This window comes from Desulfobacter sp. (genome assembly GCA_028768525.1).
Classification (GTDB): Bacteria; Desulfobacterota; Desulfobacteria; order Desulfobacterales; family Desulfobacteraceae; genus Desulfobacter.
On sequence record CP054837.1, the window covers coordinates 5771304 to 5784638 of the forward strand.

Genomic DNA, 13335 nt, shown 5'->3' on the forward strand with positions numbered 1-13335 from the left:
TTATTTTAACGAAAGATTATTAAATGTTTTCAGCCTTGAAACAAATGACGCCATGTCTTTTTTTAATATCATATCCCGCTTTAATGCAAGGGGATTCGTAAAAAAAGGATTGCTTCCCCGGTCAACCGTGACGGCAAGTTTATAGCCGGCCTGGTGAGCCATTTTTATGATGCCCGAGTCATACTTTCCATAGGGGAAAGAAAAAAAACGGGTCTCCTGATTCAGTTTTTTGTCAATGATCTGTTTGGATAAAAAGATTTCTTTTTTTCTTCGTTTTAAAAAGGCCTCCCGGGTTTCCCCCTTGTCCCTGACGATCAAATTACTATGGGAAACCGAATGGGAGCCGATGGTAAAGCCTTTGGATTTCAATATGCGTAGATCCGCCCAGGACAAGGCTTTCTTAGAGACTCCGATATAATCGGTATATACAAAAACTGTGGCGGTGTAACCAAACTCCTCTAGAATGGGCAGGGCGACTTCGTAAGCTGACCGGAACCCGTCGTCAATGGTGATCATCACCGCTTTCTTTGGTATCTGACGCCGGTATTCGAGAAAATCCAGGAGTGCTTCAGGAGAGATGACCCGGTATTCGTTTTCTTTGAGGTATTTCATCTGCTGCCTGAAAACCCGGGCAGGGGTATTCATCTCCGAGGTCTTTTTTTCCCCGAATTTGTGATAGCACAATATTGGCACGCTCTGATACCCGTTTTCGTAAATTCCGCCCCGGTTTTTCTCCTTTAAGGGGAGCGCGATCAATCCTCCCGGGGTGGCTTCGCGGATAACTCCGCTGTCTTCTATTTTCCACGATTTTTTTTCATCGCCGTAAACAATGCGGGCCATATCTGAAAAGGAGTGTTTCCCATCTGCTTCCAGGATGGCATAGGAAGCAGAGCGATAGGCAACAGGCCCTTGCTGAACCTGTGGTTTACTTACGGCACAGGAAAAGAGTACGAAAAAAAGAATAGATGCAAACCGGCTGTATTTCATAATTCATCCAGTTATAAGCACTCGGTTAACTCGGATTTGGGGTAAAACAAACACTGATCTTCTGACAATACAATCCTTTTGACGCCAGGTAAAGGTTAAATATAACCCAATGGTTTAAGGGGATTTTAATCATACAGACACCTTGACATCCCGCGCATTTTTATATAGGTGAAAATGAATTGCTCTGTTCAAGCTCCATTTAACTGCCACCCGTCAGTAACGGCCTGTTTACCATCTCAAATCCGCAGGTGAGCGGGCATAAAGGGAGGATGCGAATACGATGATTCTATACGGTAAGTGGAAGGCAAAATTTACCGGCAAACGCTGTTTAATATTCCTTGGGGTGTGGTTTATCATCAGCTTTATTCTTTATCTGGGGATCCATCTGGCCGAAACCCGGCAGAAACAGCGATTGATAAAAACAGGGGTGGCCATCTCAAAAGATATTTCCAGCCAGTCAGGCCTTCCCCTGCTGGAAAAAAAATTCGACCTTTTGAGTCAGAGAATCGAGAATATCAAACAAAAACCTGAAGTGATCTTTGCCTCCATAATCGACCATAAGAACAAGCTGATCGCCTATACGGACCAGGATCAGTTTTTCACCCTGAACAGGGATCAGTCCGGGGAACAGGACGGCGTGATTTACTGGAAAATATCCAATACCAACAATAAAAAGATCATGAACTTTTCTTCGGATATTACCTTTTCAGGGACCCGTGTCGGCGAGGTCTTCATCTCCCTTGCCGCCAACGGCATCGGATTCATCCGGAAAATTTTTTTTATGGTTGCCGCAATGGGGGTGTTGGCTATTTTCATCAGTTTTGGCCTGGTCAGATACCAGGATTTCCTGGCGTGGTGGAAGTCAAAAGCCTATTCCGTATCTGCCCCTGGGGAACCTGAAATAAATTCAGAAGAGGGGGCGCGTTTTTTCTGTCCCATGTGCAGTCGTCAATCATCATTTTCGCAGCGCATATGCAGCGGGGAAAAGCTTGAGGATTTCCCGGTCATACAAAATTACTCACGAGAATACAAAGAGGTGCTGCTTGAAAATCTAAACACGGTTGAAGAACTTGAATGGTTGAAGCGGCGTATTATCGCCCGGTCTGCCAAGATCATCACAAAACTGGAAACCGAACAATAGCTTGAGTCATTTTTGGAGAAGTCTTATGTCCTCGGATGAGAAAAAAACGGCCACCATTACATGGGCAAAGCCCTCGCAGGCATCGGCTAAAACAACAATATCCTTTATGGCCAGGAATAAAAAGCCTGTGGTGCTTTATCTGGTATGTTTTATCCTGATCATGGGGGTGGGACATTTTTTTATCGTGAACAACCGGGAAAAACAGATCAGCAATCTGTTTGAAGGCGGGGCCACCGTTGCCCATAACATGGGGGAAAAAATAAACTCCCCCCTCCTGGAAAAAGATTTTCTTACCCTTAATGTCGCGGTCGGTGAACTGGAAAAGAAGAGCCATCCGGTTTTTGCGGCCATTCTCGACCACGCCGAAAAAATTGTTGCCCACAGCGACCCCGACCTCATCGGCAACACCTTCAGCCTGCCCCAGGCGGTCCTCCACCTGCAGAAACTTGAGAATGTGTCAATCGACCGGTTCTCCTATAAGGAAAATCAGGTGATCGGTTTTACAAAGGAGATTCTCTATTCCGGAATAAAAATAGGAAAAATCGTATTCGCCATTGATGCCGCCCAGCTGGACAGTCTGGCAAATCAGGCCAACCGTTTTTTGATGATACTCTGGATAACCGGTATCCTGGGCGTTATTCTCATCATTGTCATTACGGACATTTATCTTAAGAAAAAGCGGCAGAGGGCGCTTGAAGCCTTTAAAAATGCCGAAACCGTAGGCCCTTACCGCCTTACCAGGAAAATTGCAACCGGCGGGATGGCAGAACTCTACCTGGCCGATTACACCCGGGAAGACGGGTTTAAACGGACCGTGGCCATAAAAAAAATACTGCCCCATCTGGTGGAAAATCAGGATTTCGTGGATATGTTCATCCGGGAAGCGCGGCTGGCTGCCATCCTGCGTCATCCGAATATCGTACAGATATTTGATTTGATCAAAGCGCATAATTCCAATTTTATCGCCATGGAATACGTCAACGGCAAAAATCTGGCGGAGATCCTGGCCCACGAGAAAAAAGGACTGCCCGTTGATCTGTCCGTTTTCCTCATCCAGAAAATAAGTGCAGGCCTATACTATTCACACACCAAGAAAAATGAAGATACAGGGGAACCCCTGAATATTGTCCACCGGGATGTGAGCCCCCAGAATATGCTCATTTCCTTTAAAGGGGAGGTTAAAATCAGTGACTTCGGCATTTCCAAAGCCCGGTCCGAACCCAGCTTCACCCAGGCCGGCGTCATCAAGGGGAAGCTGTCCTACCTTTCCCCTGAACAGGCGTTGGGAAAAGAAACCGATCACCAGTCCGATATCTATGCCCTGGGCATCATTTTTTACGAAATCCTGTCCGGCCAGCGGCTGTATAAATTCAACAATGAGATTGAAGCCCTGACCGCCCTTCCCAAAACCGTTGTCAAACCCATTATTGAGGTGCGGAAGGATATTCCGGAAGGGCTCAACGAGATCGTCATGAAGTGTCTTGAAAAAGACAAAGATAAAAGATATCACTCCGGCAAAGAAATTAATGATGACCTGTCAGCACTCAAGAGCAGGCTGAACATTTCCTATGATGAATCAAATCTTGTAAATTTCATGGCAGAGAGATTTTTAAAAGATGACTAAATTTTCATTTTCCGGAAAGACAGACCAGGGCCTGTGCAGGAAAAAAAATGAAGATGCACTGGTGATTGACGAAAGCAGAGGGTTCTGCCTGGTTGCCGACGGAATCGGGGGTTCGGCAGCAGGCGACATTGCCAGCCGGATGTTCGCTGATACGGCCAAAAAAATTTTTTCCCGGCCCCAGGTGACGGAAGCCTTGCAGTATACCAATATCCAGTCGGTGTTTTTAATGGCAAATGAGCAGATACTGAAATACGCCAACCACAATCCCGGCTGCAAGGGGATGGGGTGCACCGCGGAATTACTGGCCGTAAGCCCTGGCCGGTTTGTGCTGGGACACATCGGCGACAGCCGGACCTACCGGCTCCGCAACGGAGAGTTAAAGCAATTGACATCAGACCATACCCTGGTCCAGGAACAATTGGAACAGGGCTTGATTACAAGGGAAGAGGCCGACCGGCATTCATTCAGAAACGTCATTTCGCGGGCTGTGGGCATAAAAAAAGAAATCGCCCTGGACGTGTTAAGGGGCAATCTTTATGCCGGCGATATTTTCCTGTTGTGTTCGGATGGTCTCACCGATATGGTCCCGGACGATCAGATTAAGGCCCTCCTGGCGTCGGGAGCGGGGCTGGCGGATAAAACAGCACAGCTCATCCGGGCCGCAAACGACCGGGGGGGTAAGGATAATATTACCGTGGCCCTGGCCCGTATTTCCTGAGTTTTTTCATATCATCTCCTGAACAATTCTGCCAAGGCGCTGGATGGCCGGTGCGGCCTTGGCCGACCAATTGGCTGCGTTGAGCCGGATGAAATTGGTGTACCTTCGGTCTGCGGAGAAGAGGTGGCCCGGGGTGATGGCGGTGCCGTTGGTCAGGGCCGCCTGGTAAAGGTCCAGGGCATCAACCGTTTCAGGCAGTTCCACCCAGAGCAGGTAGCCCCCGGCAGGATCTGTGATTCGGATATCTTCAGGGAAAAATCGGGATACGGCCTGCCTCAGTTCCGTCATTTTCTGGTGGTAGATGCGCTGGATTCTGCGCAGGTGCTGGCGGTAGTCGCCGTCGGCCATGAAGTCGGCCAGCGCGGCCTGGGGCAGGGTGGCTGTGGCCAGGCTGGCGCTGAACTTAAGCCATTGGACCTGTTCCCTGAACCGGCCCGGGGCGGTCCAGCCCACCCGGAGGCCCGGAGAGAGGGTTTTTGAAAATGAACTGCACCAGAGAACCATGCCCCGGGTGTCAAAGGATTTGGCGGTGACGGGCCGCCGCTGGCCGTAATGGATGTCCCCGAAGATATCGTTTTCAATGAGGGGGATCTCCCTGGCTGCCAGCAGGCGGACCAGTTCTTTTTTCCGGCTGTCAGGTATGCACGAGCCCAGGGGGTTGTTGAAGTTGGAGATTACAATGCAGGCCTGGACCGAATGGTGGGCCAGGGCGAATTCCAGGGCCTCAAGGCTGATGCCCTCCCTCGGGTGGGTGGGGATTTCCAGGGCCTTGAGCCCCAGATTTTCCATATACTGGAAGACGTCAAAGCAGATGGGGGATTCCACGGCAACGGTATCCCCGGGCCGGCAGACCGCCTTGAGGCAGAGGTAGACGGCTTCGCCGCAGCCGGCCGTGATCATGATGTCGTCGGGCTCAAGGCTGCAGCCTGCATTGATGGCGTGGCGGGCGATGTGGCGGCGGAGCCGAGGATCACCATCCGGCGGCAGGTAGCAGCCTGCCCGGTCGCCCATGCGCCGGGCCGCTGCAGCCATGCGGCGGTTGAGTTTGCCGGTGGCGCAGAGTGATTCGGCCGGGTGGGCCGCACCCAGCTGGACCAGGCCGGGGGTGGTGGTGTCCCTGAGGATGATCAGGGGGATCAGTTCCCGCATACCCACGGTGGAGGGGTCGGGGGCCGGCCGTGACAGGCCGGGTTCCGGGGGGGTGGCAGGCAGCCGGGGACTGACATAGAAGCCTGACCTGGGTTTGGGAATGATCAGCCCCCGGGCTTCCAGCCGGTAATAGGCGTTGAGCACGGTGGAAATGCTGACATTCCACTGGCGGCTGAGTTTTCGTACCGAGGGCAGGGCGGCGCCCGGCCCCAGAACCCCTTCTTCAATGAGTTTGACCAGGCGGTCGGCTACTTTTTGGTATTTGGGTGTTTTTTTCATACTGCCGTGTTCCAGGAATAAGGGTACAGTTTCTATCCGAGACAATAAGTACAGTTCCTTCAATATCATAATTGTAATGAATACAAAATCAGAGTTTTGTGACTGTCCTTTTTTTATACCCCATTGTATCTTACTGCCAGGCTAACACATGGCGTAATTAAAGGGGGCGCAGGAGATGAAAAAGAATTATGCGGCAATATTGCTGCTGATGGCTGCGGCGGTGTGCTGGAGCACTTCCGGAATTCTTATCAAGATGGTGTCCCTTCACCCCCTGGCAATTGCCGGGTGGCGCAGCCTTATTGCCGGGGTTTTTATTGTTGCGGTCTGCAGAAAAAGCGTTGATGTAACCTGGGACAGGTATACCCTGGGGGCGGCCTTCTGTCTGGGGGCCTTTTGCATCTGTTTTGTGGGGGCCACAAAATTGTCAACGGCCGCCAATGCCATCGTGCTTCAATACTCGGCGTCCGCTTATGTCGCGGTGTTGGCACCCTGGGTACTCAAGGAAGAGACCCGGGCCATTGACTGGGTGACGCTGGTGCTTGTGGTGGCCGGGGTCTGCCTATTTTTCATGGATGATCTGTCCATGGAAGGGCGGTGGGGAATTTTTTTGGGGATTTTGGGCGCCTTGCTCTTTGCCGGGACCATGCTTTTTCTACGGAAAAACAAGGACGGGTCCACGGCCTGGCCCCTTGGACTGGGTAATTTTTTTGCAGCCGTGTGCTGCCTTCCCTTCATGTTCGGACAGATGCCCGGAATAACGGACGGACTGGGCCTTCTTGGGCTTGGGGTGGTGTCCATCGGCGCAGGATATGCGATTTTTTCCTATGCCATCAAAAATGTACCTGCCCTGGAGGCCGTGCTGGTCTGCAGCATTGAACCCTTTATCAATCCCCTGTGGGTCTTTCTTTTTTTGGGTGAACTGCCGGGCCCATCGGCCCTTGCCGGTGGCAGCCTGGTTCTGGTGGCAGTGACCTCGCGCAGCGTACTCTCTGCCGTGAACATGCCGTCGCAGCCCGGGAAAGCCTGATACTTCGCCTTAAATTGGCGGATTATATTTTTGCCATTTGCCCTGTTTTCCGTTATTATTCTGCCTGTATGCCGCAAAACTTCTGAGAACAAAATCTGTATTTGAATCGGGTCATCACCGCCGCGGTGAATGGGGTGTCAGCCGCGGTTGCCCATGGGCGGTGGCGGCCCACCTGGGGGAGGGGCTTTGTACAGATTATTCAGCCGGAACAGCAAAGAAGACGGGATTGATTTTAAGATTAATCCCCTAACCCTGCTATTTTTGGACCCAGGGCTGGAAACCGCGTTCAAAGCCGATTATTTCAGGGCCAATCTGTCTCTAGGGCGGGCCTGCCACCTTATCGCCGTTTTTTTTTACGGTCTTGTGGGACTATGGGACGGCCTTGTTTTTGATCCGGCCCATCTAGGGGCCTGGCTGTGGGTCCTGGCGGCAGTCTGTCTGGTATTTACCACAGGCTTTTTTTCTTCTTTTTACATCCCTGGATTTTACGCCCGGTACTGGCAGCCGCTGTTTGCCTTTTACGTTATCGTAACCGGAGGCGGGTTTGCCGTGATCTCCGTTGCATCGGGGCCTGAATATCCGGCGCACAATTTTGTGGGGATTATCTTTTGCCTTTTTTTCTGCTACGCCTTTATCCGCCTGACCTTTTTATGGGCCACCGCTGCCGGTACTTTGATTGTTTTTGGGTATTCCGCTGCCGTCTTTTTGTTTTTCCAGGTGCCGGCCAAAGTGATCCTGAATGAGTTTTTTTATATGTTCGGCATTAACCTGCTGGGGATGATGGTCTGCTATGCCCTGGAACTTTTTTCCCGGCGGGATTATATGCTCAATAATCTGCTGAAACGGGCAGAGGGAAAGGCAAGGGAAATGAATGCCCTGCTGGAGCGGCGGGTGGCTGAACGGACAAAGGAATTCACCGATGCCAACAGGAAACTTCAAAAAAGCCTGAAATCGAGAGAAAAACTGGAAGCCCAGCTGCTCCAGGCCCAGAAAATGGAATCCGTGGGGCGCCTGGCCGGAGGAGTGGCCCACGATTATAATAATATATCCAGCGTTATTATCGGTTATTCAGAGTTGTCCATGGAGACAATGGACAAGGACCACCCCTTGTACGGCAATCTGGAAAAAATCCTTTCGGCGGCAAAGCGTGCCACGGATATTACCAGGCAGTTGCTGGCCTTTGCCAGAAAACAGACCGTTTCCCCCAAGGTGATTGACCTGAACAACTCCATTGAACGCATGTTAAAGATCCTGGGCCGGCTCATCGGAGAAAATATCCGCCTTGAATGGACCCCCGGCCGGGACCTTTGGCCGGTGAAGATGGATCCCTCACAGATCGATCAGATATTGGCCAATTTATGCGTGAATGCAAGGGATGCCATTCCGGACACCGGCAGGATCACCATTGAAACCAAGGCGGTGCGGCTTGACCGGGCTTATTGTGATGCCCATGAAGGCGCCATCCCGGGGGAGTATTCAATGATTGCCGTGGCCGATAACGGAAAAGGCATGGCCCCGGAAACCCTGGACAAAATTTTCGAACCGTTTTTCACTACAAAGGCCGTGGGCCGGGGCACCGGCCTCGGACTGGCAACGGTTTACGGAATTGTGAAGCAAAACAATGGATACTTAGATGTGGATAGTGAGCCGGAAAACGGTACCCGTTTAAGGATTTATCTTTCCTGCTACAAAGGAGAGGTCGCGGATGCCGGCTCCGGCCGGACCGAAGGAATGCCGGCCGGTCAAGGCGAACTGATTTTAATGGTTGAAGACGATCCGGATATCCTTGACCTGGGGACCGTCATGCTCAAAGAACTTGGCTACAGGGTATTGTCGGCCGGCAGGCCCGAAACCGCCCTAAAGCGGGCCGCAGAGAATGAAGATGAGATTCATCTCCTGCTTTCGGATGTTATCATGCCGGAGCTGGACGGCCGCAGGCTGGCGAAAAAACTCCAGGCGGCCCGACCGGGGCTGAAAGTGCTTTTCATGTCCGGTTACACCGCCGACATCATCGCCCACCGCGGGGTGCTGGACGATGGGGTCAACTTTATCGCCAAGCCCTTTTCCAAAGCTCAATTGGCGGCGAAGGTGAGAAAGGTACTTGATGGCAAGGGGGCGGATCTGGTATTGAATATGAACGGGGAAACAGAAAAGCGGTCGTAAAAGTTAACCATCCATGGAATGGGGGCATGAGTCATGTTGGATGAAATTCTACAGGAGGCCGGTGCGCTGACGGCAGATCAGCAGGAAAGCGTTCTTCAATATATCCGGTCCCTCAAGCATAAGGATATGCGTTCCTTTCCCAGGGCGAAAAAAAAAGTGGACATTGATGTCGTCATTGATGACAAACTCATCCAGTCCCATTCGCGGGATCTCAGTGCCGCAGGGGTGTTTGTCAACACCGGAGTCGGGGCCCGGCCGGGCATGCCGGCACGGGTGGTACTTTCCATTCCGGGCAAAACGCCTCCGTTCAAGTTAAAGGGAAAGGTTGTCAGGATTGAAGAGGGGGGGATCGCCATCTGGTTCAATGAAATGACCGCCTATGCCCGCCAGGCCTTGGCTGAACTGTTAAAGGCGTAAGGAACGAACCTGCCGGTCTGGTGCAGGGGTTTCAGCTTGACAATTAAACTTATATTTATTAGTCAATTAGCCTAACGCCTGTGACATATCTGCCCTGTTAGTGTTTATTGTCCGGTTACGATTTGATTCAGTTTAGTATCGCACCCGAAAAACGAGGGGATTGGATCATGAAGTTGGATAAACATGCAGCACTCATTTCGTTTTTAATCGTTTTTATCTCTCTGTTTTTTTGTTTTGCGGCCCAGGCCGAGGGGGCCAAAGGAGATGACGCCGGCACATACACCCTTGAGGTGCAGCCCCATCCAGGGGAGGGCCATGCCCAAGCCGCTTCCGTTCAGACCGACCATGCCCAGGAGGCCCATGAAGGGGGGCATGGCCACGGCCACGTGAATTTAGGGGAGACCCTGCCCCTGTATTCCTGCATCCCTTTTGCCTGCATGCTATTGTCCATTGCCCTGCTGCCCCTGGTGGCAGGCACTTTCTGGCATCACCATTTCGGCAAGATCTCAGCTTTCTGGGCCGCCTGTCTGGCCATCCCCTTTGTGGCCGCCTACAAAGGGCAGGCCGTGCATGAAATCCTGCATATTATACTGGCCGACTATGTGCCCTTTATTATTCTGCTTTGGGCGTTGTTCACGGTGTCCGGCGGCATCCTGCTTCGGGGGACGCTTCGGGGGACCCCGGTGGTGAATACTATCATTATTCTGATCGGCACGGTGCTGGCATCATGGATGGGCACCACCGGGGCGGCCATGCTCATGATCCGCCCCTTTATCCGGGCCAATGCCCACCGCAAGAACAAAACCTTCATGGTGGTTTTTTTCATTTTCCTTGTGGCCAATGCGGGGGGGGCGCTGACGCCCCTGGGGGATCCGCCCCTGTTTCTGGGATTCCTGCACGGGGTCAGCTTTTTCTGGACCATGAAAATTCTGCCCCATATGCTGCTGGCCTCAGGGGTATTGCTGGTGTGCTATTTTCTGCTGGATTCCTTTTATTACAGAAAAGAAGGGGGGGCACCGCCGGATGACGGGGAAAAAGCTCCCCTGCGACTGGTGGGTACCTATAATTTTATCTTTCTGGGGGGAGTGGTGGGGGCTGTACTCATGAGCGGCATCCTGGATCTGGGGGAGGTATCCACCTTCGGCATTCACCGGGCCACCCAGGACTGGCTCCGGGACGGACTGCTCATTGTGCTTGGCATCGCTTCCCTGGCCTCCACCCCCAGGCCCCTGCGGGAGGAAAATGAGTTTTCCTGGTTTCCCATTGTGGAAGTGGCCTATCTGTTCATCGGGATTTTCATCACCATGATTCCCTGCCTGCTTCTGCTTAAAGCCGGATCCAAGGGGGCCTTTGCCTTCCTGATCAACGCGGTCCAGGATCCCTGGCACTATTTCTGGGTTACAGGGATGCTTTCGGCTTTTCTGGATAATGCGCCGACCTACCTTACCTTCTTTAACACCGCCCTGGGCAGCTTCTATGCCGGCCTGCCCGAAGCCCAGTCCGTCCCCCTGCTCATGACCGAGAATGCCATCTACCTGAAGGCGGTGTCGGCCGGTTCCGTATTCTTCGGCGCCTGTTCCTATATCGGGAATGCCCCCAACTTTATGGTGCGGTCCATTGCCTCCGAGTCAGGGGTGGAAATGCCTAGTTTCTTCGGCTATATTTTTAAGTATTCCCTGGTCTTTCTCATCCCTACCTTTGTGGTTGTCACTGTGGTATTTTTCTTCTAATATACGAATAAGGAGAAATTAAAGGAGTCATCCATGGACCTTGACCTGAACCAACGGAAGATCGGCATTATCGGCGGCAACGATCCCTGTTGCGAAATATTGAACCGGCTGTCGGACCCTGTGCTGTCCGCCCTGGGCTGCCGGGTGCTGATGGTGGCCGACCCCCTGGTGAGGAATCAGGGAACGGTTTGTGCCGCAAATTTGAATATCCCGACAACCAGGACCTACTCGGACCTCCTGGAGCTGGAAGGGATGGATCTGGTGCTCAAGCTTAAAAATGATGAAAGCCTTGCCCCCATATTAAAGGAGCTGGAAGGGCGCGGCGTGCAGGTTGCAGACCTGGATCCCTTTCATGCTGTAGCCTTTATCGGACTGCTGAAGACCGAGGAAGAAAAAGCCCGGGTGCTTGAGAAAATCTCAGACAAGGATGTCTGCCGGGGGGACCTGGCCTGCCTTTTTAACACCTTTTCAAGCCGTATTTCTGAGATTTCAGAGAAAAAGACGGAATTCCTTAAAAACGAGCGGGAAGAGCTGCTGGAGATGGAAAAGGAACTCACCCAGGTGATCCAGGGCAGCATGATTCCCACCTTCATCATTAACAATGAACATATCCTGACCCACTGGAACCGGGCCTGCGAGGAGCTCACCGGGCATAATGCCTATGAACTGGTGGGCACGGACCGGCAGTGGGTGCCCTTCAGATCGGCCAAGCGGCCCACCCTGGCCGATATCGTGGTGGACGGCCTGGATGAGGAAGAGATCGTAAAATACTACGGCAGTTCCTGGCGGTGGTCCATGATTGTCAAAGAGGCCCTGGAGGCTGAAGAGTTTTTCCCCCACATCGGGGAAAAGGGCAAATGGATATTTTTTACGGCCGCCCCCATCAAATCCCCGGACGGAGAGGTGATCGGAGCCATTGAGACCCTGAGGGACAGGACCGAGGACAAGGCCGCCCAGAAAGAGATCGCGCTCCAGGACCAGGAACTGGTCAAGCTCCATGAAAAGTACAAAAAATCAGAGGAAAAATACCGGTCGCTGTTTAACAACAATCCCAATCCCATTTTCATCATTGATTCCCAGACCCTTGAGATTCTGGATATCAACCACAGGGTGGAGGCGGATTACGGATATTCAAAGACCGATCTTTTGGGAAAGCCCTTTCTGGATATCTGCGACAGGGACGATGAAACCGTGGAAATGGGGCTCAGAGAGCTGAACCGGGGCCAGGCCCTTCTCTTTGCCAAGAAAAAGCACCTGAAAAAATCCGGGGAAACGTTTTTTGCCAATACCAAGGTGGTGAATACCACCTATTCCAACCGGGACGTGCTCATTGCATCCTCCACGGATATCACCGAAAGCGTTGAAAAGGAAACCCAGCTCATCCAGGCCGGGAAACTGGCCACCCTGGGCACCATGGCGGCCGGCATGGCCCATGAGATCAACCAGCCCCTGAACGTGATCCAGATCTGTGCCGATCTCATGCTCAAGATGATTAAAAAGGGAATCGATATCCCAGATGACGAATTGAAGCTGATGGCCAAGGATATCATAGACAATGTGGCCCGGGCGGCCGGGGTGATCAAGCATGTCCGGGATTTTGCCCGCCAATCGGAGCGGAGCCTGAAAAAACTGGATATCAACGACCCGGTAAACGATGTGTTCAAGGTGCTGGGCCACCAGCTTACGGTACACTCCATCAAGGTCAACCTGGATCTCAATGACGACCTGCCCCAGATCCGGGCCGAGCATAACCGCCTGGAGCAGGTGTTTATCAACCTGGTGACCAATGCCATCGACGCCATGGACGAAAAGGCGGAAAAGGCCGACGGCCAGGTGGACAAAAATCTGACCATAAAAACCTGGCATGAAGCCAGCAAGGTGTGTGTCAGCGTTGCCGACACCGGGGTGGGCATGAGCGATACGGTGAAACGCAAAATTTTTGAACCTTTTTTCACCACCAAGGAAACCGGCAAGGGTACCGGCCTGGGCACCAGCATCAGTTTCGGGATCATCAAGGATTATTCCGGGACCATTGAGATCCAGAGCGTGGAGGGCCAGGGGGCGGAGTTCACCATCAGATTTCCAGCCATTAATTGAGCC

The 13335-nt window shown here is 52.3% G+C and carries 10 protein-coding genes; 8 read left to right on the plus strand and 2 right to left on the minus strand.

From position 1 onward, the window contains the following. Positions 1 to 987 (minus strand): polysaccharide deacetylase family protein, encoded by a 987-nt coding sequence (locus HUN04_25470; protein WDP92890.1) that lies wholly within the window; start codon positions 985 to 987, stop codon positions 1 to 3. Positions 988 to 1267: 280 nt separating this feature from the next. Between HUN04_25470 and HUN04_25475 the strand changes: the two genes are divergently transcribed. The 3 genes from HUN04_25475 to HUN04_25485 are packed head-to-tail and all read left to right on the plus strand — an operon-like array spanning position 1268 to position 4470. Next, positions 1268 to 2128 carry a hypothetical protein gene (locus HUN04_25475; GenBank protein WDP92891.1) on the plus strand — a complete coding sequence of 287 codons (861 nt, stop codon included), beginning with the start codon at positions 1268 to 1270 and terminating at the stop codon, positions 2126 to 2128. A gap of 25 nt (positions 2129 to 2153) precedes the next feature. After that, entirely contained in the window at positions 2154 to 3752 is a 1599-nt protein-coding gene (locus tag HUN04_25480) for a serine/threonine protein kinase (GenBank protein ID WDP92892.1), read from the plus strand. Then, entirely contained in the window at positions 3745 to 4470 is a 726-nt protein-coding gene (locus HUN04_25485) for a Stp1/IreP family PP2C-type Ser/Thr phosphatase (protein WDP92893.1), read from the plus strand. Before HUN04_25480 ends, HUN04_25485 begins: the two co-directional genes overlap by 8 nt. Positions 4471 to 4476: 6 nt before the next feature. Here HUN04_25485 and HUN04_25490 read toward each other — a convergent pair whose 3' ends face one another. Next, positions 4477 to 5898, minus strand: coding sequence for a PLP-dependent aminotransferase family protein (locus tag HUN04_25490; GenBank protein ID WDP92894.1), 1422 nt, complete (start codon positions 5896 to 5898; stop codon positions 4477 to 4479). 175 nt (positions 5899 to 6073) lie between these two features. Here HUN04_25490 and HUN04_25495 point away from each other — a divergent pair, with 175 nt between their 5' ends. The 5 genes from HUN04_25495 (at position 6074) to HUN04_25515 (ending at position 13332) form a co-directional block, all read left to right on the plus strand. Beyond that, positions 6074 to 6925, plus strand: coding sequence for an EamA family transporter (locus HUN04_25495; GenBank protein ID WDP92895.1), 852 nt, complete (start codon positions 6074 to 6076; stop codon positions 6923 to 6925). 186 nt (positions 6926 to 7111) lie between these two features. Next, entirely contained in the window at positions 7112 to 9088 is a 1977-nt protein-coding gene (locus HUN04_25500; protein WDP92896.1) for a response regulator, read from the plus strand. Positions 9089 to 9121: 33 nt separating this feature from the next. Next, positions 9122 to 9505, plus strand: coding sequence for a PilZ domain-containing protein (locus HUN04_25505; protein ID WDP92897.1), 384 nt, complete (start codon positions 9122 to 9124; stop codon positions 9503 to 9505). Positions 9506 to 9672: 167 nt separating this feature from the next. Continuing rightward, positions 9673 to 11235 carry a sodium:proton antiporter gene (locus tag HUN04_25510; GenBank protein ID WDP92898.1) on the plus strand — a complete coding sequence of 521 codons (1563 nt, stop codon included), beginning with the start codon at positions 9673 to 9675 and terminating at the stop codon, positions 11233 to 11235. Between the two features lie 33 nt (positions 11236 to 11268). Continuing rightward, positions 11269 to 13332 (plus strand): PAS domain S-box protein, encoded by a 2064-nt coding sequence (locus HUN04_25515; GenBank protein WDP92899.1) that lies wholly within the window; start codon positions 11269 to 11271, stop codon positions 13330 to 13332. Positions 13333 to 13335 lie beyond the last annotated feature (3 nt).

Bases quoted from the DNA above. Each gene is read 5' to 3' on its own strand.
- HUN04_25470 (WDP92890.1), bottom strand. From the start codon at position 987: ATGAAATACAGCCGGTTTGCATCTATTCTTTTTTTCGTACTCTTTTCC.
- HUN04_25475 (WDP92891.1), top strand. From the start codon at position 1,268: ATGATTCTATACGGTAAGTGGAAGGCAAAATTTACCGGCAAACGCTGT.
- HUN04_25480 (WDP92892.1), top strand. From the start codon at position 2,154: ATGTCCTCGGATGAGAAAAAAACGGCCACCATTACATGGGCAAAGCCC.
- HUN04_25485 (WDP92893.1), top strand. From the start codon at position 3,745: ATGACTAAATTTTCATTTTCCGGAAAGACAGACCAGGGCCTGTGCAGG.
- HUN04_25490 (WDP92894.1), bottom strand. From the start codon at position 5,898: ATGAAAAAAACACCCAAATACCAAAAAGTAGCCGACCGCCTGGTCAAA.
- HUN04_25495 (WDP92895.1), top strand. From the start codon at position 6,074: ATGAAAAAGAATTATGCGGCAATATTGCTGCTGATGGCTGCGGCGGTG.
- HUN04_25505 (WDP92897.1), top strand. From the start codon at position 9,122: ATGTTGGATGAAATTCTACAGGAGGCCGGTGCGCTGACGGCAGATCAG.
- HUN04_25510 (WDP92898.1), top strand. From the start codon at position 9,673: ATGAAGTTGGATAAACATGCAGCACTCATTTCGTTTTTAATCGTTTTT.
- HUN04_25515 (WDP92899.1), top strand. From the start codon at position 11,269: ATGGACCTTGACCTGAACCAACGGAAGATCGGCATTATCGGCGGCAAC.